Below are 22,259 nucleotides of genomic sequence, written 5' to 3' on the forward strand. Positions count from 1 at the left end.
GAGTTTACAAACCAAGCGCTTGCTTGGTAGTCTCAAACCAGCAAACAAGAGGAAGGACACCCCATGAACAAGACGGTACGCATCGGCTGCGCCAGCGCTTTCTGGGGCGACACCTGCACCGCCGCTGCGCAGTTGGTACACGGCGGCGCGCTGGATTACCTGGTGTTCGACTACCTGGCGGAAGTGACAATGTCGATCCTCGCCGGGGCGCGGTTGAAAGATCCCCAGGCCGGCTATGCCACGGATTTTGTCGAAGTGCTGAAGCCGCTGCTGGCCGATATCCAGCGCCAGCGCATCCGCGTGATCAGCAATGCCGGCGGCATCAACCCCCAAGCCTGCGCCGCCGCGTTGCAGGCAGCCTGCGACCAGGCTCAAATCCCCTTGAAAATCGCCGTGCTGCTGGGGGATGACCTGCAACCGCAGTTCAAACAGTTGCACGGCGTCACCGACATGTTCAGCGGCGCGCCGCTGCCGGCGATGTGCATATCGACCAATGCTTACCTCGGCGCACCGGGCATCGTGCAGGCGCTGAGGCTGGGGGCCGATATCGTCATCACTGGCCGGGTGGTGGACAGCGCGGTGGTCAGCGCGGCACTGGTGCATGAATTCGACTGGTCCTGGCAGGATTACGACCGCCTGGCCCAGGCTGCATTGGCCGGGCATATCATCGAATGTGGCGCGCAGTGCACCGGCGGCAACTTCACCGACTGGCGGGAGGTGCCAGACTACGAACACATCGGCTTCCCGATTGTGGAGGTCAGCGCCGATGGCCAGTTCACCGTCAGTAAAGTCGACGGCACCGGCGGGTTGATCAACGAACTGAGCGTCGCCGAACAACTGCTGTATGAGATCGGCGACCCGCGTGCCTACCTGTTGCCCGATGTAATCTGCGACTTCAGCCAGGTCAAGCTCCGGCAACAAGGCAAAAACCGCGTGCACCTGCACGGCGCCAAAGGCTTGCCGCCTACCGATCAATACAAAGTCAGCGCCACCTACCCGGACGGCTTTCGCTGCACCGCCAGTTGCCTGATCGCCGGGATCGACGCGGTGGCCAAGGCCGAGCGGGTCAGCCAGGCGATCATCAACAAGACCTCAGAGCTGTTCAGCCAGCACGGCTGGGCGCCCTACACCGACGTCAACATCGAACTGCTGGGCAGCGAAGCCACCTACGGCCCTCACGCCCAACGCCAGGACTGCCGCGAAGTGGTGGTGAAACTGGCGGTACGTCACCCGAGCAAGCAGGCACTGGTGCTGTTCGCCCGGGAGATCGCCCAGGCGGCGACCGGCATGGCGCCGGGGCTTACCGGCATCGTTGGCGGGCGGCCCACGGTGTATCCGCTGATTCGGCTGTTTTCATTCCTGATCGATAAAAGCGCCTGTGAACTGCAGGTCGACTTTCTTGGCGAGCGGCATGCCTGCGAACTTCCTGTCGCCGAGCCGCTGAACACTTCAATCGCATTGATCGACCCGCCCAAACCCCAAGGCCGCGCCGACGCCAACGTGCCGCTGGTCAAGCTGGCCGTGGCCCGCTCCGGCGACAAGGGCAACCACAGCAACATCGGCGTGGTCGCCCGCGAGCCCGAGTACCTGCCGTGGATCGCCGAAGCGCTGACGCCTGAAGTGATCGTCGACTGGATGAGCCACGTACTCGACCCGATTCACGGTCGTGTCGAGCGCTGGTACTTGCCCGGCAGCCACAGCCTGAACTTCCTGCTGGAAAACGCCTTGGGCGGCGGCGGGATCGCCAGCCTGCGCATCGACCCACAAGGCAAAGCCTTTGCCCAGCAACTGCTGGAAATCCCGATTGCCGTGCCGCAACACATTGCCGATCAACTCACTTAAAGGACCCTCGCCGTGGCCTTCGACTCGATCTTCAAAGCCGATTTGTTCCAGGGGCAAACCATCATTGTGACTGGCGGCGGCAGTGGCATTGGCCGCTGCACCGCCCACGAGTTGGCGGCCCTCGGCGCCCATGTGATTCTGGTGGGACGCAAACCGGAAAAACTGCAAACGGTCGCAGCAGAGATCAGCGAAGACGGCGGCCGCGCCAGTTGGCAGGCCTGCGACATTCGGGATGAGGAGGCCGTCAAGACGCTGGTCGGCCAGCTCCTTCACGAGCACGGCCCGGTTCATGGCCTGGTCAACAACGCCGGCGGCCAATACCCCTCACCGCTCGCGTCGATCAACCAGAAGGGCTTTGAAACCGTGTTGCGCACCAACCTGGTGGGCGGCTTCCTGATGGCCCGGGAAGTGTTCAACCAGAGCATGAGCAAGCACGGCGGCTCGATCGTCAACATGCTCGCCGACATGTGGGGCGGCATGCCGGGCATGGGCCACTCGGGCGCGGCACGTTCGGGCATGGATAACTTCACCAAGACCGCCGCGTTCGAATGGGGTTACGCCGGGGTACGGGTCAACGCCGTGGCGCCCGGCTGGATTGCCTCCAGCGGCATGGACACCTACGAAGGCGCGTTCAAGGCGGTAATCCCGACCCTGCGCGAGCATGTACCGCTCAAACGCATCGGCACCGAATCGGAAGTCAGCGCGGCGATAGTGTTCTTGCTCAGCCCCGCCGCCGCGTTCGTCAGCGGCAGCACCTTGCGCATCGACGGCGCCGCCAGCCTCGGCAGCCGCGCCTGGCCACTGCACAAGGCGCAACCGCCGAGTGTGTCCTTTAATGGTTTCCACCGGGCGTACTTGCCGGATGTGCTCAAGGAGGAGAAATAGGCCATGCCGGTGATCGACTCGCAACTCGACGCCCACAGCCCGCAATTCGCGCAGAACCGCGAAGCGATGCTCATAGGCGTCCATCAACTGCGCCAGCTGGAGCAAAACCTGTTGGCCAAGGCGGCTGAAGCCAAGGCGAAGTTCGACAAACGCGGGCAGCTGCTGCCACGCGAACGCCTCAATTTACTGCTCGACCCTGGCGCACCGTTCCTCGAACTGGCAAGCCTGGCCGGCTACAAATTGCACGACGACAAGGACGGCACCGCAGCCGGTGGCGGGCTGATTGCGGGCATCGGCTATGTCAGCGGCGTGCGCATGCTGGTGGTGGCCAATAACAGCGCGATCAAGGGCGGCACCATTTCGCCCTCGGGCCTGAAAAAATCCCTGCGCCTGCAACAGATCGCCATGGAAAACAAACTGCCTGTGGTGACGCTGGCGGAAAGCGGCGGCGCCAACCTCAACTACGCCGCCGAGATTTTCGTCGAAGGCGCACGCAGCTTCGCCAACCAGGCGCGAATGTCGGCCATGGGCTTGCCGCAGATCACCGTGGTGCATGGCTCGGCCACGGCGGGCGGCGCGTATCAGCCGGGGCTTTCGGATTATGTGGTGGTGGTGCGTGGCAAGGCCAAGTTGTTTTTGGCTGGCCCGCCGCTGCTCAAGGCTGCCACTGGCGAAGTCGCCACCGATGAAGAACTCGGTGGCGCCCAGATGCACGCGCAAACCGCCGGGACTGCTGAATACCTGGCGGAAAACGACGCTGACGGCGTGCGCATCGTGCGCGAGATCGTCAGCCTGTTGCCGTGGGATGACCGCTTGCCGGTTATTCAGCCACGTGCTTTTGCCGAGCCGCTGTACCCGATTGAAGAGCTGTTGGGGTTGATCCCCGCCGACCCGAAAAAGCCCTACGACGTGCGCGAAATCCTCGCGCGATTGGCGGACGCTTCCAACTTCCTCGAATTCAAGGGCGAGTTCGACCCGCACACCGTCTGCGGCCACCTGCATATCCAGGGCCGCGCCTGCGGTTTTATCGGCAACAACGGGCCGATCACGCCAAAGGGCGCGAGCAAGGCCGCGCAGTTTATCCAGCTGTGCGACCAGAGCCAGACGCCGCTGCTGTTCTTCCACAACACCACGGGTTTCATGGTGGGCACCGAGTCGGAACAACAAGGCGTGATCAAACATGGCGCGAAGATGATCCAGGCAGTGGCCAATGCCCGGGTGCCGAAATTGACCATCGTCGTCGGCGGCTCCTACGGCGCCGGCAACTACGCGATGTGCGGCCGTGGCCTCGACCCGCGTTTTATCTTCGCCTGGCCCAACAGCCGCACCGCCGTGATGGGCGGTGCCCAGGCGGGCAAGGTGCTGCGGATCGTCACCGAGGCCAAGCAGTTGAAAGACGGTTTGGTGCCGGACCCCAAGGTGCTCGACATGCTCGAACAGGTCACCGCACAGAAGCTCGACAGCCAGTCCACCGCCCTCTACGGCAGCGCCAACCTATGGGACGACGGGCTGATTGACCCACGAGATACTCGGACCTTGCTCGGGTTTTTGCTGGACATCTGCCATGAGGCGCAAGTGCGGCAACTACAGCCCAACAGCTTTGGTGTTGCGCGGTTTTAACCCTTAAAGGAGAACAATAAAAATGATCTTCACCCAGGAACACGAAGCTCTGCGCCGCACCGTCCGGGGCTTTGTCGAGCGCGAGATCAACCCGCATGTGGATGAGTGGGAAAAAGCCGGGCGCTTCCCGATCCACGAGATCTTCCGCAAGGCCGGCGACCTCGGGTTGCTGGGCATCTCCAAGCCGGAAACATTCGGCGGCATGGGCCTCGACTACAGCTATTCCATCGTCGCCGCCGAAGAGTTCGGCACCATTCGCTGCGGCGGCATCCCGATGTCCATCGGTGTGCAGACCGACATGTGCACCCCGGCCCTGGCCCGTTTCGGCTCCGACGAGTTGCGCGATGAATTCCTGCGCCCGGCCATCAGCGGCGAACAGGTGGGCTGCATCGGCGTTTCGGAAACCGGCGCCGGCTCCGACGTGGCCGGGTTGAAAACCCACGCCCGCAAAGACGGCACCGACTACGTGATCAACGGCAGCAAGATGTGGATCACCAACTCCCCGAGCGCCGACTTTATCTGCCTGCTGGCCAACACCTCGGACGACAAGCCGCACATCAACAAATCGCTGATCATGCTGCCAATGACCACCCCCGGCATTAGCGTCAGCCCGCCCCTGGAAAAGCTCGGCATGCACAGCTCGGAAACCGCCCAGGTGTTTTTCGACGACGTGCGCATCCCCCAGCGCAACCGCATTGGCCATGAAGGCGCGGGGTTCATGATGCAAATGCTGCAGTTCCAGGAGGAGCGGCTGTTTGGCGCGGCCAATATGGTCAAGGGCCTGGAGTACTGCGTCGACAGCACCATTGAGTACTGCAAGGAGCGCAAGACCTTCGGCAAGGCGTTAATCGACAACCAGGTGATCCACTTTCGCCTGGCCGAACTGTCCACCGAAATCGAGTGCCTGCGAGCGCTGGTGTACCAGGCCACCGAGCAGTACATCAAGGGCCAGGACGTGACGCGCCTGGCCTCCATGGCCAAGCTCAAGGCCGGGCGCCTCGGGCGAGAGGTCAGCGACAGCTGCCTGCAATATTGGGGCGGCATGGGGTTCATGTGGGACAACCCGGTGGCCCGGGCTTATCGCGATGTGCGGTTGGTGTCGATTGGCGGTGGGGCGGACGAGATCATGCTGGGGATTATCTGCAAATTGATGGGCACCTTGCCGGGGAAAAAGTCGTGAATACGGTGTTGCTGGAACCGCATAACGGGGTGTTGCATGTGACGCTCAATCGGCCCGAGAGCCGCAATGCCATGAGTTTGGAGATGGTCAACGAACTGCGCGCGGTGCTGGCCGATGTGGCTGCGGACCAGACCGTACGGGCGTTGGTTATCAGCGGCGCGGGTGGGCATTTTTCGGCGGGCGGGGATGTGAAAGACATGGCCCGCGCCGGGGCCACCGGGGGCTTGCAGGCGCTGAATCTGGCGTTTGGCACACTGTTGCAGGAGGTTGAGGCGCTGCCGCAGGTGGTGATTGTGGTGCTCCAGGGAGCAGTGCTGGGCGGTGGGTTGGGGTTGGTGTGTGTCAGTGATGTGGCGATTGCGGATCATCAGGCGCAGTTTGGGATGCCCGAGACGAGCCTTGGGTTATTGCCAGCGCAGATTGCGCCGTTTGTGGTGAAGCGCATCGGGTTGACTCAGGCACGGCGCCTGGCGCTGACGGCGGCGCGGTTTGATGGAGTTGAAGCGTTGCGCTTGGGGTTGGTGCATTTTGTGGAGCACGATCCGCAGGCCTTGGCGGAGCGGGTGGATGAGGTATTGGGGCAGGTTTTGCGCTGTGCTCCGGGGGCTAATGCGCGGACCAAGGCGCTGGTCTTGGCTAGTGGTGAGCAGGCTTTGGGGCCGTTGCTGGATCAGGCGGCTGAGTGGTTTGCCGAGGCGGTTCGTGGGGAGGAAGGGATTGAGGGGACTCAGGCTTTTGTGCAGAAGCGTAAGCCTCGGTGGGCGCGATGAATGGGGGGCATATCCGTTATTTGAGTGATGGCTTGGATGGGTTCCGCTCTTACAGCGGCTCACTTTTGAAAAGCGCAAAAGTAAGCAAAACGCTCTTGCCCCACCACTCGGCACCTCGCTTAGGCTCGGTGGGCCCTCACTCCGGCTTTGGAGCGTGGGCCGCCGTCATGGGCCATCCTTGGCCCAGGACGGCTAACCCGGCGTCCTGCCGGGTTACCCACGCTCCAAAGCCTGCGTTCGGCCAGCGTGGTTGACGGGGCGCCTAAGATCAAGTTCACAAGCAGATCAAGAACACAGCGGCCTACAGGCCGGCTTGAGTGTTAAAAGCCAGATCAACAGCTAAAGCGGGCACGGTTCAAATGTGGGAGCTGGCTTGCCTGCGATGGCATCGCCGCGGTGTATCTGAAAGACCGAGTTGCCTGCATCGCCGGCAAGCCAGCTCCTACAGATTTTGCCCTGGCTTTTAACACTCAGGTCGGCTTTCAGGCCGCCGTGCACTTGATCTTGCTTGTGATCTTGATCTGACTGCCCCATTCAGCCCGAGGCCGAACGCAGGGATTGAGGAGCGGGTAAACCGGCAGGACGCCGGTTTAGCCGCGACGGGCCAGGGACGGGCCGTCGCGGCGGCCCGCGGAGCAATTCCGGAGTGAGGGAACACCGAGCCTAGGCGAGGTGCCGACAGGCGGGGCAGAGCGTTTTGGTTACTTTTGCGCTTTTCAAAAGTGACCCGCTGTAAGAGCGGAACCATAAGCAGCCGTTACCAAAAAACGGATATGTACCCGACAAGCCAAGGGACACCACCATGCCGATGTTCAACAAAATCCTCATAGCCAACCGTGGCGAAATCGCCTGCCGCATCCAGCGCACCGCCCAATCCCTGGGCTACCGCACAGTAGCGGTCTATAGCGCCCCCGACGCCAACAGCCTGCACGTCCAGATGGCCGACGAAGCCATCAACATCGGCCCCGCCCCGGTCAACCAGTCCTACCTCAATATCGAAGCCATCCTCGACGCAGCCCACCGCACCGGCGCCGACGCCATCCACCCCGGCTACGGCTTCCTCTCCGAAAACCCCGACTTCGCCCGCGCCTGCGCCAAAGCCAGCCTGACCTTCATCGGCCCCAGCCCCGAAGCCATCGAACTGATGGGCAGCAAACGCCTATCAAAAATCGCCATGCTCAACGCCGGCGTCCCCTGCATCAAAGGCTACCAAGGCCAAGACCAGGACGACCAAACCCTGCAACAACAAGCCACCCACATCGGCTACCCACTGATGATCAAGGCCAGCGCCGGCGGCGGCGGTCGCGGCATGCGCCTGGTCCACAGCCCCGACACCCTGCTAGAACACCTGCGCACCGCCCGCTCCGAAGCACAAAACGCCTTCGGCAGCGCCGAACTCATCCTCGAACATGCCCTGATCGCCCCCCGCCACGTCGAAATCCAACTGTTCGGCGACACCCACGGCAACCTGATCTACCTCGGCGAACGCGACTGCTCGATCCAGCGCCGCCATCAAAAAATCATCGAAGAAGCCCCCTGCCCCATCATGACCTTTGAGCTGCGCCAAGCCATGGGCGAAGCCGCCCTCAAGGCCGCCCGCGCCGTCAATTACGTCGGCGCCGGCACCGTCGAATTCCTGCTCGACCGCAACGGCGACTTCTACTTCCTGGAAATGAACACCCGCCTGCAAGTCGAACACCCGGTCACCGAACTGATCACCGGCCTCGACCTCGTCGCCTGGCAACTGCACATCGCCGCCGGCCAGCCCCTGCCCCTGCGCCAGGAACAAGTGACACTCAGCGGCCACGCCATGGAAGTGCGCCTGTACGCCGAAGACCCAGCCCAGGGCTTCCTGCCGCAAACCGGCGACGTGTTGCGCTGGGAACCGACTGCCGGAGTGCGCATCGATCATGGCGTGCTGGAAGGCCAGCGCATCACCCCGTTCTACGACCCGATGCTGGGCAAGATCATCGCCCACGGCGCCACCCGCGAAGAGGCCCGGCGCAAGCTGGTCAGGGCCGTGGAAGACTGCGTGCTGCTCGGCGTCGCCACCAACCAGCGCCTGCTGGCCAGCTTGCTCAAGCATCCGCAATTCATCGCGGGCGACTTCAGTACCGGCTTTATCGCCGAACACTTCAGCGACATTCCACCTACCAACGCGACCCACAATGAACTGGCACTGGCCGCCGCGATGTTTTATCAACACAGCGCCAATGCTCACCCCACGCCGCTCTCTGGCTGGCGTAACAACGCCAGCGTGCCATGGACCTACCAATTGGCCGAACAGGATGAGCCCCGGGCAATCAGCCTCAGTGTGCTGGCAGACAATTGCTTGCAAATCGAGATTGATCAGCAGGCCATCGAGGTCCGCGACCTCACCAGCGACGGCCGCTGGGCCACAGCCGTGGTCAACGGCATCCGCCGCCGTATCGCCTACCACCTGCAAGGCACTCGTTGCTGGCTGCCCGGCGTGTGCATCACCAACCAAACCCAAGCCGTTGCCACCCGCCAGGCCGAGGCCAGCAACGGCACCGTCAAGGCGCCGATGGACGGCGCGATTGTCGAGGTACGGGTCAGCGAAGGTGATTCGGTCAGCCAGGGTCAGCTATTGCTGGTGCTGGAAGCGATGAAAATGGAGCACCCACTCAAGGCCGGCATGAGTGGCGTGGTCAAGCGAATCCAGGCGGTTGCAGGCGATCAGGTCAGGAACCGTCAGATTTTGCTGGAGATCGAGTAAGCCCTAGGCGGAACTAGCAGGCTTGGCTACGCTCTATCCCCATCAGGACGGGAAGAGTACGGGAACCTGCGATGCCTCATTGGCTGATTATTGATCTTGAAGCCACAACGGATGAAGGCGGCTGGCCCGTGACCGAGATGGAAGTCATCGAAATCGGTGTGAGCCTGGTTAACCGCCAGGGCCGTGAGCTGGACCATTTCCAGCGTTTTGTACGGCCGTTGCGCCGGCCATTGCTGACGCCGTTCTGCCGCCAGCTGACCCACATCACCCAGGCTAATATCGACGCTGCCGCGCCGTTGACTGAGGTGTGGCCGCTGTTCGAACGCTGGCTCGGGCAACACCAGGCTCGCCTTGAGGGCTGGGCGAGCTGGGGTGACTACGACCGCCAGCAACTGGAGCTGGAGTGGCAGCGCCATGGCTTGAGCAGCGTGCTGGGCCAGACGCCCCACGTGAACCTCAAGCAGCGCTTCGCCAAGGCCCGGCGCCTGGACAAGCCGCTGGGGCTCAACGGCGCGCTGCAACTGGCCGGGATGCAGTTCCATGGCCAGCAGCATCGGGCGCTCGAAGATGCGCGCAATACCGCACGGCTGCTGCCGTTGATTTTGCCCGTGTAGAAGGCATACTGGCCGACCTTTCTTGACCCTTTTCCGAGGATTCGCCCATGTTTAAAGTCAACGAGTACTTCGACGGCACCGTCAAGTCGATCGCTTTCGGCACTGCAGAAGGTCCGGCGACCGTCGGCGTCATGGCCCCGGGCGAATACGAGTTCGGCACCGCCCAGCGTGAAATCATGCACGTGGTATCAGGCGCGCTGACCGTCAAGCTGCCAGACAGCGCGGATTGGGAAACCTTCGAAGCCGGCAGCCAGTTCAACGTGCCTGCCAACAGCAAGTTCCAGCTGAAAGTAGCCGTCGACACGGCTTACCTGTGCGAATACCGCGGCTGATCTTTCGATAGCCGAAAAAAATGCCCGTCTCTCGCGAGACGGGCATTTTTCATTTCAGGGCCGATTACTCGAGAATCGTCACCGGCATGCCGACTTCCAGGCGCCCCACACCGTCGTTGACCAGGTTCTGCCCGAACATCACATCGCCCTCTTGCTCGCGATAGGTCTTGAGCGTGGCCAGCGGTTCGCGGTCGGCACTGCGTTCGCCGCTCGCCGGATCAATGGTGGTCAGGATGCAACGTGAGCAGGACTTGACCACACGAAACTCGACGTCGCCAATCCGCACCCGTTTCCAGCCGTCCTCGGCAAACGCTTCGCTGCCCTCGATCACCAGGTTGGGACGAAAACGCAGCATTTCCATGGGGCGACCGACGCGTTGGGACAGGTCATCCAGGGACGCTTGGCCGATCAGCAACAGTGGAAAACCATCGGCAAACGCGACCTTGTCATCATCCTTGCCATAACCGGCCTCGGTGGTACGTGCACGCGCCAGCGGCACTTGCACCAGACGCGTGGGTTTGCCGATGAATTCGCTGAGCCAGGCGCCCGCCGCATCACCGGCATCCGGCACACGCAGGGTGTCGCGCCAGATAGTCACGCCGCGCAACTCGGCATCGTCGCCGGGCAGTGGCACGTCGAGGGCCGGCTGCCCTTCGGCGCTCAGGGTCAGGCCGCCGGCGCTGTTCCATAACGCCGACAGCTGGCTCATTTTGGCCACGGCGCGCTGGGTCAGGAAACGCCCGCTGGCCTCGTCCACCAACATCCAGCGTCGATCCCCGTCGAGCCCAAGTGTATCCAGGGCGATCTGCTGCAAGGGTTCACCCTTGCCGGACTTCAAGGGGTATCGGTACAACGCGCTGAGACGAAGCATGGGCCTGCATTCCTGAGGGGCAAAGCCGCCACCCTAAGCTCAAGCCGGTACTTCGTCCAGCATCAAGCGTTGACGAACCACGTCCACCAACTTGTCGGGCTGGAACTTGGAGAGGAAGTTGTCGCACCCGACCTTCTTCACCATCGAATCGTTGAAGCTGCCGGACAACGAGGTGTGCAGTACGACGTAGAGGCCACGCAGGCGCGGGTCATTGCGAATTTCGGTGGTCAGGCGGTAGCCGTCCATCTCGGGCATTTCGGCGTCGGTGAAGATCATCAACAGTTTGTCGGTCATCACCTGGCCGCTGTCGGCCCACCCCTTGAGCATGTTCAGGGCCTTGAGGCCATCGCTGGCAATGTGCATCTTCACCCCCAGTTGGCCGAGGGTGTCACGCAGTTGCGAAAGGGCCACGTTGGAGTCATCCACCAGCAGCACTTCTCGGCCACGGGCGCGCTCCAGCACCGGGTCTTCGAGTTTCTCGCGGGAGACCTTGGCATTGTACGGCACGATTTCGGCGAGGACTTTTTCTACGTCGATGATTTCCACCAACTGGTCGTCGACCTTGCTGATGGCCGTCAGGTAATGCTGGCGCCCGGCACTGGCCGGCGGTGGCAGGATCGCTTCCCAGTTCATGTTGACGATGCGGTCGACGCCGCCCACCAGGAATGCCTGCACCGAGCGGTTGTATTCGGTGACGATAATGGTGCTGTTAGGCCCCGGAATCAGCGGGCGCATGCCAATCGCCTGGGACAGGTCGATCACCGGCAACGTCTGGCCACGCAGGTTGACCACGCCGCAGACAAAGGGATGCCGCTGGGGCATCAGGGTCAACTTGGGCAGTTGCAGCACTTCCTGCACCTTGAACACGTTGATCGCGAACAACTGCCGCCCGGCCAGGCGAAACATGAGGATCTCCAGGCGATTCTCGCCCACCAATTGTGTGCGTTGATCTACCGTGTCGAGAATGCCGGCCATTAAAGACTCCTGGGTTTAGCGGATGGATAGTGCTGGTCACTGAAGGAGGTTATCGGCGGCAAACGCCGGACCTTGACCCCCGCTAAAATGCCATGTAAATCCATTGATGTCACACTGACATCATGCTTTACTGAGCTTGCTTCAACGCAAGGCCCATCACCACCGCCGCGTGACCACAAAGTCAGCGCGAGGTTCCCCCATGTAAGGGATTCCCCTACCCACAATCAGGATCAACCTGATATTCGCGATATCTAATAGCCATTAATGTGACGCCATTCTCATTGCATGAATGGAGTCAGGCTTTTGTTTGCTATCGCAAGCCCACGGCCCACGGGTCGTCCAAAGACTTACGTCTTGGCAACCGAAGAAGTTGTGCGAATGCCCTTGAGGAATGTGAGGGTGCCGGACGAACGCAGCGATCAATCAAATAAAAGTCCTACTGAAAAGTCGGAAGCAGACTACAGATATTCGTCATATTTCAGCGGTACTTTTAAGCCATTGACCAGGTGCAACATCTCATTATCCGACCGTATGTTGTGGAGACTTGCATGATGAACGACGGCAAAGAGTGGCAACTTGCACTTCCCGAGTTCCTCCTTGAGGCACAAATGCTGCTGGACAAATCCCAGGAGTGCTTGAGCCACCTGCATCTGATCCGCAACGACAGCGACGCCGTCGATTGCATGAAAAGCAGCCTGATCAAGCTTGCGGAAAAGTCCGACGCCTTGGCCCTGCGGGCGATCAGCGAGTTTTCACGGCATGTGCAGTACTTGATCAGCAATGCCGCCAGCCCCCTGCAATTGCATGATCAGGCACTGGATGCGCTGAATGCCTGCCTGACCTTACTGGCCTGGCAACTGGAGTTGATCGATGCAAAAACCGGCAAGCTCGGCCTGGATGAAACCGAACAAACCGCGTTAATTGCCACGGTCGTCCAACACATCCCGCAAAGCGACTTCGGTTATAAGCGACAGCACCGCGTGCCTTACGCCATTTGAGTATTCTTCGCATCCAATCAGAGAAATGTCGTATTCAATTGCCGCCTTATCCAAAAACGACAGCCACAACTAATCCTGCCTGACGTCGTTGTTAGCAAAAAATATCAATAAGCCACTAACGACAATACCGATACAAAAAGACTTCAATGATACAACTTCCCCACTATTTGAACTCCTGGACTACCTCCCGGGGCACTGCCGTGATTAATACTACTCATCAGGCTCGGCGCCAGGCGACCAACGGTAATAGTGGTGGTACCATGCCCCGCTCGAAGTGACTCAACTTCATGATGCATATAAACGTGAAATGCGCCTCCTATGTACGCCAGCCTGAAGTCACTCATCGCAAGGTCCGTGTCCCGAAGCAATGCACGCTGGATGACGCTCGCGCTATGCCTGTGCGCATGCCTGTTCAGCCTGTGGGGTTATGCACACTCGGCCAATATTCCTCTCATCCTGCTGCTGTTGAACCTGGCCATCTTGTCGGTGGTAGGCCTGCAACAGTGGCGCTCACGCAAATCCATCAAGTTCCAGCCCCAGGAGTTGGCCGACCGTCTGTTGCAGGTTCAGGAAAACGAGCGTCATCGCCTGAGCCGCGAACTGCACGACGATATTGGCCAATTGTTGACCGCCGCCAAGCTGCAAAGTGAGTGGCTCAAACGCCGCCTGCCGGCAGACCTGCAAGGCCATTGTTCAGTACTGTGTAACACCTTGAACGAAACCCTGGCCAAGGTGCAGGACGTGTCGGCCATCCTCAACCCCCGGCAGTTGGCGAGCCTGGGGCTGGAGGCGAGCCTGCGGGCGCACCTGCTCAAGGCCCTGGAAAACACCCGGGTGAGCTGGAGCCTGGAATGCCATCAAAGGCTGACGGGCATCCCGGAAGAGATGGCCGTTGCGGCTTTTCGCATTACCCAGGAAGCCGTCACCAATATGCTTCGCCATGCCCAGGCACATAACCTGCTGGTGCGCCTGCAACGCCTGCCCGAAGGCCTGTCACTGTTTATCAGCGATGACGGCCAGGGCTTTTCACCCGCCATCAACCCCGCCCTGGAAGGCCAACGGGGCATGGCCGGGATGTCCGAGCGAATTGATCAACTGGGAGGCACGTTGTCCGTCAATAGCCAGCCCGGCTTTGGGACAAGGATCGAAGCGCTTTTCCCCTGGGCGCCCCGCGCCCTCGAACGGGCCAACCCCCATAAGGTTCTAGAGTGACGTGCAACTTACTCCTGGTGGATGACCACTCCCTGATCAGGGCCGGCGTGCGCGCGCTGGTCATGGATATTCCCGGCTACGCAGTGGTCGGCGAAGCCAGCGATGGTGCCCAGCTGCTGGAGCGATTCGACGCGCTGCAACCGGACATCGTACTGCTCGACCTGTCGATGAAGCACACCGGCGGGCTCGATGCGCTCAAGTCTCTCAAGCGCGCCCATCCCAAGAGCAAAGTGCTGATCCTGTCGATGCACACCGACCCGGAACTGATCATGTGCGCCCTGGAATCCGGCGCCCATGGCTACCTGCTCAAGGACACCACCGCCAATGAGCTGGAACAGGCGCTGCTGGCCTTGCGCAACAACGAACGCTACCTGAGCCCTGCCATCGCCCACACGGTGATCAACCAGGCGCTGGTGCGCAATCAGGCCCAGGCCAACCCGCGGCCTCACAACCACAACCTGACGGCACGCCAGTTGGAAATCCTGCGCCTGATCGTGCGCGGCAAGTCCACCCGGGAAATCGCCAATGGCCTGGGCTTGAGCATCAAGACCGTGGAAGCCCACCGCTCGCAAATCATGAAGCGCCTGCAGATTTTCGACGTGGCAGGCCTGGTGTTGTTCGCCGTGCGCGAACACATCATCAGCCTGGACGATTAGCCAGCAACGGCGAATCCGCCGGCAGGTGCACCCGCAGCGCCTGGGGCAAGGCAGCAAAGTGCAGGTCGTCACCCTGCAGCGGCTCGCCATCCAGGTTGATCGCCAGCCCTTCGGCGACCTTGATTTCGACCCACGGCAAACGCGCCCGCACAAACATGTTGTCCAGGCCCCAGCCATCCGTCATCAGGTTGCGCAGGGTGCCGACCACCTCCTGTGGGGCTGGCAGGATGCTGATGTCCAGCAATCCATCATCGGCCAGGGCGCCGGGGCACAACACATGGCCCCCGCCGGCCTGGCGCCCGTTGCCGATGCCCAATGCCAGCAACTCGCCGCGCCAGTGAAAGTCGGGGCCCTGCAACTCAGCGTAGGCCGCGCGCAATTCGCTGAAGCGTGACAGGCCGGTAAACAAATACGCTGCGCCACCGAGGACCTTCTTCAGGTCTTCGGAGGTATTGGCGGTGACCTGGCTGCCAAAACCGCCGGTGGCCATATTAAGGAAGATCTGCCCGCCCACCTCGCCCAAGTCGATAGCACGCGCCGACACGTCCAGCAGCTCCAGAGCCAGCTCAGGCTCCAGCGGCACGCCGGCGGCACGGGCAAAATCGTTGGCGGTACCCAGCGGCATCAGCACCAGGCTGGCGTCGGTGTTGGCCCGGGCCATGGCCTCGGCCACATCCCGCAACGTGCCATCGCCGCCGCCGGCAATCAACCGGGTGTAGCCATCGGCCAGGGCTTGATCGACAAACCGCTGGGCATCGCCTCCCTCCCACGTCACCCGAACAGCCAATTCCCAACCCTGGTCGCGCTTGCCCTGCACCGCCGCCCGCACCTGCTCATTGAGGGCTTGCTTGCCGTGCAGAATCAACAGTGCCTTGGGTGTGCTCATGGATGAATGCTCCTGGGTTTAAAGGTTCCTGATGGATGTGGACCATGGCCAATCGAAAAAAAGCCATCGGCGTTGGAAATTAGCCGGGCCGTTGTAGCGTTTCTGACACCGATCAACTCGCATTTTGCGAAATCCGCCTAGACTTGCACCCATTCCCATCCGACAAGGCCGTCGTCCCATGATCACCATGTCCGCCTTCCACTCCATGCTCATCCCCATCCTGATCGGCATGATCCTCCTGGCCATAGGCTTCAACTTTCGCGACAAAGGCATTGGCGTGTTCGGCATGTGGATCGGCATGCTGCTGATCCTCGGCACAGTGGTGTACAAGATCCTCGCCAAACTCGCCGAATGACAATCCCACTCGCATTGCACATGACGGCCTCGTACACTCGGTCAATTCGTCGTTTTTAAGGTTGACCGCCTCGTGCTTGCCCGTCTGTTTGCCCTGCCCTGCTGCCTGTTTATCTGCCTGCTGACCCTGCTGCCCATGGCGCCTGCCCACGCCGTGAGCCTGCCGGGCCTGCTGGGCAGCACCAACAAACCCCAGCCGCAAGCCGACGTCCCGCTGGGCCAGTCGCTGGACGAGGTGATCAAGACCCTGGAAAACGACCAGCAGCGCACCAAGCTGCTCAACGACCTGAAAAAACTCCGCGAAACCACGCAAAAGGCCCAGCCCGCCGCTGAACTGGGTGTATTGGGTTTGATCGGTGGCACCCTGTCGAGCCTTGAGCAACAGTTTTCCGGTGCCGACAGCCCGATCAATCGCTGGTCCAGCGAGTTCGACCAGGCCACGGATGAACTCACCGCCCTGATGCTGCCCGCCAGTGAATGGCTGCCGATCATCTTTGCCTTTGCCATGATCCTGATGCTCTGGAGCCTTTTGGCCGCTGTGCTGATCTGGCTCAGTCACCGGGTGCGCGAACGCTTCGGCCTCACCGAGGAACTGCCCCAACACCCCAAGACCTGGGACCTGCTGCGCTTTGCCTTGCGCAAACTCGGGCCATGGCTGATTGCGTTGGTCATCACTGTGTACATGAGTTACGCGCTGCCCTCCTCCCTGGGCAAGTCCCTGGCGATGGTGCTGGCCTACGCGCTGGTGGTGGGCACCTGTTTCTCGGCGATCTGCGTGGTCGCGTTCTCCGTGCTCGACGGCCCGCACCGCCACCGCGCGCTGTACATCCTGCGGCACCAGGCCTTTCGCCCGCTGTGGTTGATCGGCAGCTTTGCCGCCTTTGGCGAAGCCGTCAGTGACCCGCGCCTGGCCGAGAGCCTGGGCCAGCACCTGTCCCATGTCGCCGCGACCATCGCCAATGTGATGGCCGCGCTGTCCACCGGCGTGTTCATCCTGCGTTTCCGCCGGCCCATCGCACACCTGATCCGCAATCAGCCGCTGTCGCGCCGCCTGACCCGCCGCGCCCTGAGCGACACCATCGAAATCGTCGGCACCTTCTGGTACCTGCCGGCATTGCTGCTGGTGGGCATCTCGCTGTTCGCCACTTTCGTCTCCGCCGGCGACACCAGCACCGCCCTGCGCCAATCATTGTTGTGCACCGTATTGCTGGTGTTGTGCATGGTGATCAACGGCCTGGTGCGCCGCCATTCACTCAAGCCCCAGCGTGGGCACAAGCGCCATGCGCTGTACTCCGACCGCCTGAAAAGCTTCGTCTACACCCTCGCCCACCTCGTGGTGTGGCTGGTGTTTATCGAACTGGGCCTGCGGGTCTGGGGCCTGTCGCTGATCCGCTTTACCGAAGGCGACGGCCATGAAATCAGCGTCAAGCTGTTCGGCCTCGCCGGCACCTTGCTGTTCGCCTGGCTGATCTGGATCCTCAGCGACACCGCTATCCACCACGCCCTCACCCGCTCGCGCAAAGGCCTGGCCAATGCGCGTGCGCAGACCATGATGCCGTTGATTCGCAACGTGCTGTTCGTGACTATCTTCATCATCGCCGCCATCGTCGCCCTGGCGAACATGGGCATGAACGTCACCCCGCTGCTGGCCGGTGCCGGTGTGATCGGCCTGGCAATCGGCTTTGGTGCGCAGTCATTGGTGGCGGACTTGATCACCGGCCTGTTCATCATTATCGAAGACTCCCTGGCCATTGATGACTACGTGGATGTCGGCGGCCACCTGGGCACGGTCGAAGGCTTGACCATCCGTACCGTGCGCCTGCGCGACATCGACGGCATCGTGCACACGATCCCGTTCAGTGAAATCAAAAGCATCAAGAACTACTCCCGGGAATTCGGCTATGCGATCTTCCGGGTGGCGATTCCGTACAACATGGAAATCGACGACGCCATCAAGCTGATGCGCGACGTCGGGCAGAAGATGCGCAACGACCCGTTGCAGCGGCGCAACATCTGGTCGCCGCTGGAGATTCAGGGTGTAGAAAGTTTTGAGTCCGGCAGTGCGATCCTTCGCGCCCGTTTCAAGACCGCTCCGATCAAGCAGTGGGAGGTTTCGCGGGCGTTCAACCTGTCGCTCAAGCGTCACCTGGATGAGGCCGGGCTGGACCTGGCCACCCCGCGCTTGAGCGTGCAAGTGGTGACGGCGGCGGGAGGCGTGCAAGAGAAAGAATAAGCGCTGCCCGGACGACGTCAGGATCAACAACAATAAACATGGAGAGTCCTTATGCGTTTAACCGGTCTTACACACCAATGGGTATTCGGCCTGCTGTGCGGTGTCGCCAGCAGCGCGGTCATCGCCGCCAGCAGCGGCCAGGACAGTGCCCGTGAAGCAATCGCCGCCCAGGCCAAAGTGCTGGAGCCGGCCTTGCTGGAAACCCGGCGCGACATCCACGCCCATCCGGAACTGGGCAACACCGAACATCGCACTGCGGAGCTTGTGGCCAAGCAACTGCGGGAGATGGGGCTTGAGGTCAAGACCGGCGTCGCCCGCACCGGCGTCGTCGCCATCCTCAAGGGCGCCCTGCCCGGCCCGACCGTGGCCCTGCGCGCCGACATGGATGCGCTGCCGGTCAAAGAAGTGTCCGGCCTGCCCTTCGCCTCGAAGGCCAAGGGTGTGTACCTCGATAAAGAAGTCGACGTGATGCACGCCTGCGGCCACGACGCCCACACCGCCATCCTGCTCAGTACAGCGAAAATCCTGACTGGCATGCGTGATCGTCTGCCGGGGACCGTGGTGTTTTATTTCCAGCCGGCGGAAGAAGGCCCGAGCGACTTTATCCCCGACGGTAAAAACACCTGGGGCGCGAAGATGATGGTGCAGGAAGGGGTAATGAAATCGCCCAAGCCGGATGCGGTGTTTGGCCTTCATGTTTGGGCTGGAGTGCCTGCGGGGCAGATCGCATATCGGCCAGGTCCGACGTTGGCCAGCTCGGATGACCTGCGGATCAAGATCCTGGGCAAGCAGACGCATGCCGGGCGGCCGTGGGATGGCATCGACCCGATTACCGTGGGGGCGCAGGCCATCGTGGGGTTGCAGACGGTGGTCAGCCGGCGTACGGATATTTCTTCGTTTCCGGCGGTGGTGAGTATTGGCACCATCAATGGGGGGACGCGGTACAACATCATTCCTGAGTCGGTGGATATGAGTGGGACCATTCGGTCCTACGACTATGGCATTCGCCAGAAGCTGCATGCGGATGTGCGCCAGACCGTCGAGAAAATTGCCGAAAGTGGAGGGGCGAAGGCTGAGGTTACGATCATCGAGAAGTATGACCCGACCATTAATAACCCGGCGCTGACCGAGAAGATGCTGCCGAGTTTGCGTTGGGCGGCGAATGGCGATGTGGTCAACGCTCCGCTGGTGGGTGGGGCTGAGGACTTCTCGTTTTATGCCAAGGAAGCGCCCGGGTTATTTGTGTTTTTGGGGGTGACGCCGCGGGATCAGGAGATGAGCAAGGCGGCGCCGAATCATAACCCGGGGTTCTTTGTGGACGAGTCGGCGTTGGTGGTTGGGGTTCGGACGTTGGCTTCGTTGGCGACGGATTATTTGTATGCCAATGCTGCGGATTGAGGGCCTATCCGTTATTCAGGTAACGGCCTCGTAGGGTTCCGCTCTCACCCTCAGCTTAATCTCAGCTCAAGACACAAGCGGGCTTGCTCGCGAAGGTCGTTAACGATGACGCGGGCGTCCTGAATGAACGCGGCGTTCTCAGGTTATTCGCCGGCAAGCCGGCTCCTACAGAAAAGCGGCTCTGCTTTCGCTCTGGCTTTTAACACTCAGGTCGGCTTTCAGGCCGCCGAGCCCTTGATCTTGCTGTTGATCTTGACCTGACTGCCCCATTCAGCCCGAGGCCGAACGCAGGGATTGAGGAGCGGGTAAACCGGCAGGACGCCGGTTTAGCCGCGACGGGCCAGGGACGGGCCGTCGCGGCGGCCCGCGGAGCAATACCGGAGAGAGGGAACGCCGAGCCAAAGCGAGGCGCCGACAGGCGGGGCAGAGCGTTTTGGTTACTTTGCCGCTTTTGCAAAGTGACTCGCTGTAAGAGCGAAACCCTAAGTGGCCGTTACCTGAATAACGGATATGTACACACCCAAAACCGTCAAAGCGTCAAACCACATCCACCCCAACATGAATCGCATCATGCCGCCAAAACTCCAGATCACAATCAATCAACCGCTCATGCTGATCATAATTAACCCGAGCAATCCGCAACCCCGGGCTCCCCACCGACACCCTCAACGCCGCCGCCGCCTCAACCTGCAGTGACGTCGGCACAATCTCAAACCGCACCCGCCCGTAGTGCAAGTCATACACCCGCGCATACAACTCCGTAATCGACTGATTAAAATCGCACTCCAGAATCCCCGGAAAATACTGCGGATTCAGATAGTGCTCCACATACAACACCAGCCGCCCATCAATCCTGCGCCCCCGGCAAATCTGAATCACACTGGACAACGCCGGCAACTGCAACCACGCACACACCGCCGCCGACGCCGGCTGCAACCGCGCCGAAATCACCTCGGTCGACGGCACACGCCCCTGCGCACTCACCATCGCGTGAAAGTGACTGCGCTGCATCAGGTTATAGGCAAGCCTGGGCGGCGACACAAACCACCCCCGCCGCTCCTCGCGGTAAATCTGCCCTTGGGCCTCAAGTTGTAACAAGGCTTCCCGCACCGTGATCCGGGTGGTACCAAACAACTCGCTCAACTTGCGCTCGGCCGGCAGCTTACTGGCAGGCGCCAACAACCCGTGGTCAATCTGCTCTTGCAGCGCCAGGCCAATGGTTGTCACCGCTTTGGTTGCCTCATCACGCATCAACGTTACCTATCTGGACTAGACCAGCACTATTCAGGTGCACAAAACGCCCTCTAAACGCGCCTCTGCCGTTGCGTGCAAGCCTATGCAATGCACATGACCGACAGATGACAGCGCCGCGCGACTTCCTGCTACAAGGCCTGCAATACATCGGCCAAGTCCAAGGCTTCCGGGCGGTTGCGCATGGTCTACGCTTACCCGGCGAGCCCCCGTCCAGGCCAACAAAAAACGACATCGACATGAAACTGTCATCCACCGCGCCTAAATTGGCTCGTGTATTGCTGACCTAGACCAACACCACCGCAATCGTTCATAAAAACGCAGCGTTGAAAACGCCCAAAGGAGCTTCGGATGAAACAGCTTTTCCTGGCATCACTGTTAGGCTCGACCATTGCCATGTGCACCGCCGCCATGGCTGCTGATACCGATTTGAAAACGCTCGAAGCCGCCGCGAAAGCGGAAGGCGCTGTCAACAGCGTCGGCATGCCCGATGACTGGGCCAACTGGAAAGGCACCTGGGACGACCTAGCCAAGACCTACGGCCTCAAGCACATCGACACCGACATGAGCTCGGCCCAGGAAGTCGCCAAGTTTGCAGCAGAAAAAGACAACGCCAGCGCCGACATCGGCGACGTCGGTGCAGCCTTCGGCCCGATCGCGGTAAAACAGGGCGTGACCCAACCCTACAAACCGACCACCTGGGCACAAGTGCCAGACTGGGCGAAAGACAAAGACGGTAACTGGGCCCTGGCCTACACCGGCACCATCGCGTTTATCGTCAACAAAAAGCTGCTGCACGGCTCCGACGCCCCAAAAAGCTGGGCAGACCTGAAAACCGGTAAATACAAGGTCTCCATCGGTGACGTGAGCACCGCCGCCCAGGCTGCCAACGGCGTACTCGCCGCAGCACTGGCCAACGGTGGCGACGAGAAGAACATTCAGCCTGCGCTGTTGATGTTCGCCGACATCGCCAAGCAAGGCCGCCTGTCGCTGGCCAACCCGACCATCGCCACCATGGAAAAAGGTGAAGTTGAAGTGGGCGTGGTCTGGGACTTCAATGGCCTGAGCTACAAAGCCAAGATGGCCAACCCGGATGACTACGTGGTGCTGATCCCGTCGGACGGCTCGGTGATTTCCGGCTACACCACCATCATCAACAAATACGCCAAGCACCCGAACGCCGCCAAGCTGACCCGCGAATACATCTTCAGCGACGCCGGCCAGACCAACCTGGCGCGAGGCAATGCGCGGCCGATTCGTGCCGAGCACCTGACCTTGCCAGCCGACGTGCAGGCCAAGCTGCTGCCTAACGAGCAGTACAAGAAAGTAACCCCGATCAAAGACGCCGATGCCTGGGAGAAGACCTCCAAGGCACTGCCGCAGAAGTGGCAGGAAGAAGTCATCATCAATATGCAATAAGAACGCGGCCAGTGTAGGAGCTGGCT

General features: G+C 61.2%; 18 protein-coding genes and 1 pseudogene. 15 read left to right on the plus strand and 4 right to left on the minus strand.

What is annotated here, in order from left to right:
* The first annotated feature begins 63 nt into the window (after positions 1–63).
* The 8 genes from RGV33_RS23195 to RGV33_RS23230 all read left to right on the plus strand — a co-directional run bounded on the left by RGV33_RS23195 (position 64) and on the right by RGV33_RS23230 (position 9,980).
* Positions 64–1,842, plus strand: a complete 1,779-nt coding sequence (locus RGV33_RS23195) for an acyclic terpene utilization AtuA family protein (protein ID WP_322146316.1) — start codon at positions 64–66, stop codon at positions 1,840–1,842.
* A gap of 12 nt (positions 1,843–1,854) precedes the next feature.
* On the plus strand, positions 1,855–2,727 hold the full coding sequence (locus RGV33_RS23200) for an SDR family oxidoreductase (RefSeq protein WP_322146317.1): 873 nt from the start codon (positions 1,855–1,857) through the stop codon (positions 2,725–2,727).
* Positions 2,728–2,730: 3 nt separating this feature from the next.
* Positions 2,731–4,347, plus strand: coding sequence for a geranyl-CoA carboxylase subunit beta (atuC, locus tag RGV33_RS23205; protein WP_322146318.1), 1,617 nt, complete (start codon positions 2,731–2,733; stop codon positions 4,345–4,347).
* A 22-nt stretch (positions 4,348–4,369) separates the two neighbouring features.
* Positions 4,370–5,527, plus strand: a complete 1,158-nt coding sequence (gene atuD / locus RGV33_RS23210) for a citronellyl-CoA dehydrogenase (RefSeq protein WP_322146319.1) — start codon at positions 4,370–4,372, stop codon at positions 5,525–5,527.
* Positions 5,524–6,297, plus strand: a complete 774-nt coding sequence (locus tag RGV33_RS23215) for an enoyl-CoA hydratase/isomerase family protein (protein ID WP_322146320.1) — start codon at positions 5,524–5,526, stop codon at positions 6,295–6,297. Before atuD ends, RGV33_RS23215 begins: the two co-directional genes overlap by 4 nt.
* Before the next feature lie 802 nt (positions 6,298–7,099).
* Positions 7,100–9,034, plus strand: a complete 1,935-nt coding sequence (locus RGV33_RS23220) for an acetyl/propionyl/methylcrotonyl-CoA carboxylase subunit alpha (RefSeq protein ID WP_322146321.1) — start codon at positions 7,100–7,102, stop codon at positions 9,032–9,034.
* 71 nt (positions 9,035–9,105) lie between these two features.
* Positions 9,106–9,648: an exonuclease domain-containing protein gene (locus RGV33_RS23225; RefSeq protein WP_322146322.1), complete on the plus strand. Its 543-nt coding sequence runs from the start codon at positions 9,106–9,108 to the stop codon at positions 9,646–9,648.
* Positions 9,649–9,695: 47 nt separating this feature from the next.
* On the plus strand, positions 9,696–9,980 hold the full coding sequence (locus tag RGV33_RS23230; protein ID WP_322146323.1) for a pyrimidine/purine nucleoside phosphorylase: 285 nt from the start codon (positions 9,696–9,698) through the stop codon (positions 9,978–9,980).
* A 64-nt stretch (positions 9,981–10,044) separates the two neighbouring features.
* Here RGV33_RS23230 and RGV33_RS23235 read toward each other — a convergent pair whose 3' ends face one another.
* Complete coding sequence (locus tag RGV33_RS23235) at positions 10,045–10,851, minus strand: MOSC domain-containing protein (RefSeq protein ID WP_322146324.1); 807 nt, start codon at positions 10,849–10,851, stop codon at positions 10,045–10,047.
* A gap of 39 nt (positions 10,852–10,890) precedes the next feature.
* Positions 10,891–11,826 carry a chemotaxis protein CheV gene (locus RGV33_RS23240; RefSeq protein ID WP_017479493.1) on the minus strand — a complete coding sequence of 312 codons (936 nt, stop codon included), beginning with the start codon at positions 11,824–11,826 and terminating at the stop codon, positions 10,891–10,893.
* A 551-nt stretch (positions 11,827–12,377) separates the two neighbouring features.
* Here RGV33_RS23240 and RGV33_RS23245 point away from each other — a divergent pair.
* The 3 genes from RGV33_RS23245 to RGV33_RS23255 all read left to right on the plus strand — a co-directional run bounded on the left by RGV33_RS23245 (position 12,378) and on the right by RGV33_RS23255 (position 14,692).
* Positions 12,378–12,824, plus strand: coding sequence for a hypothetical protein (locus tag RGV33_RS23245; RefSeq protein WP_322148725.1), 447 nt, complete (start codon positions 12,378–12,380; stop codon positions 12,822–12,824).
* A 318-nt stretch (positions 12,825–13,142) separates the two neighbouring features.
* Complete coding sequence (locus RGV33_RS23250; RefSeq protein ID WP_322146325.1) at positions 13,143–14,036, plus strand: sensor histidine kinase; 894 nt, start codon at positions 13,143–13,145, stop codon at positions 14,034–14,036.
* The gene (locus tag RGV33_RS23255; protein WP_322148726.1) at positions 14,033–14,692 is read left to right on the plus strand and encodes a response regulator transcription factor; all 660 of its coding nucleotides are present in this window, start codon (positions 14,033–14,035) and stop codon (positions 14,690–14,692) included. Before RGV33_RS23250 ends, RGV33_RS23255 begins: the two co-directional genes overlap by 4 nt.
* Here the strand turns inward: RGV33_RS23255 and yegS are convergent.
* A pseudogene (yegS, locus tag RGV33_RS23260) lies at positions 14,654–15,578 on the minus strand (lipid kinase YegS); the annotation flags it as partial. The gene RGV33_RS23255 and the pseudogene yegS overlap by 39 nt on opposite strands.
* A gap of 178 nt (positions 15,579–15,756) precedes the next feature.
* On the opposite strand from yegS, the gene RGV33_RS23265 reads away from it, so the two are divergent.
* The 3 genes from RGV33_RS23265 to RGV33_RS23275 all read left to right on the plus strand — a co-directional run bounded on the left by RGV33_RS23265 (position 15,757) and on the right by RGV33_RS23275 (position 19,563).
* Entirely contained in the window at positions 15,757–15,933 is a 177-nt protein-coding gene (locus RGV33_RS23265; protein ID WP_322146326.1) for a hypothetical protein, read from the plus strand.
* Positions 15,934–16,005: 72 nt separating this feature from the next.
* Positions 16,006–18,165, plus strand: a complete 2,160-nt coding sequence (locus RGV33_RS23270; protein ID WP_322146327.1) for a mechanosensitive ion channel family protein — start codon at positions 16,006–16,008, stop codon at positions 18,163–18,165.
* 51 nt (positions 18,166–18,216) lie between these two features.
* Entirely contained in the window at positions 18,217–19,563 is a 1,347-nt protein-coding gene (locus tag RGV33_RS23275) for an amidohydrolase (RefSeq protein ID WP_322146328.1), read from the plus strand.
* A gap of 537 nt (positions 19,564–20,100) precedes the next feature.
* On the opposite strand, the gene RGV33_RS23280 is transcribed toward RGV33_RS23275, so the two are convergent.
* Complete coding sequence (locus RGV33_RS23280) at positions 20,101–20,814, minus strand: UTRA domain-containing protein (RefSeq protein WP_322146329.1); 714 nt, start codon at positions 20,812–20,814, stop codon at positions 20,101–20,103.
* Between the two features lie 351 nt (positions 20,815–21,165).
* Here RGV33_RS23280 and RGV33_RS23285 point away from each other — a divergent pair, with 351 nt between their 5' ends.
* On the plus strand, positions 21,166–22,233 hold the full coding sequence (locus RGV33_RS23285; RefSeq protein WP_322146330.1) for an ABC transporter substrate-binding protein: 1,068 nt from the start codon (positions 21,166–21,168) through the stop codon (positions 22,231–22,233).
* Positions 22,234–22,259 lie beyond the last annotated feature (26 nt).

The sequence above is a fragment of the Pseudomonas sp. Bout1 genome (assembly GCF_034314165.1).
Lineage (GTDB): Bacteria > Pseudomonadota > Gammaproteobacteria > Pseudomonadales > Pseudomonadaceae > Aquipseudomonas.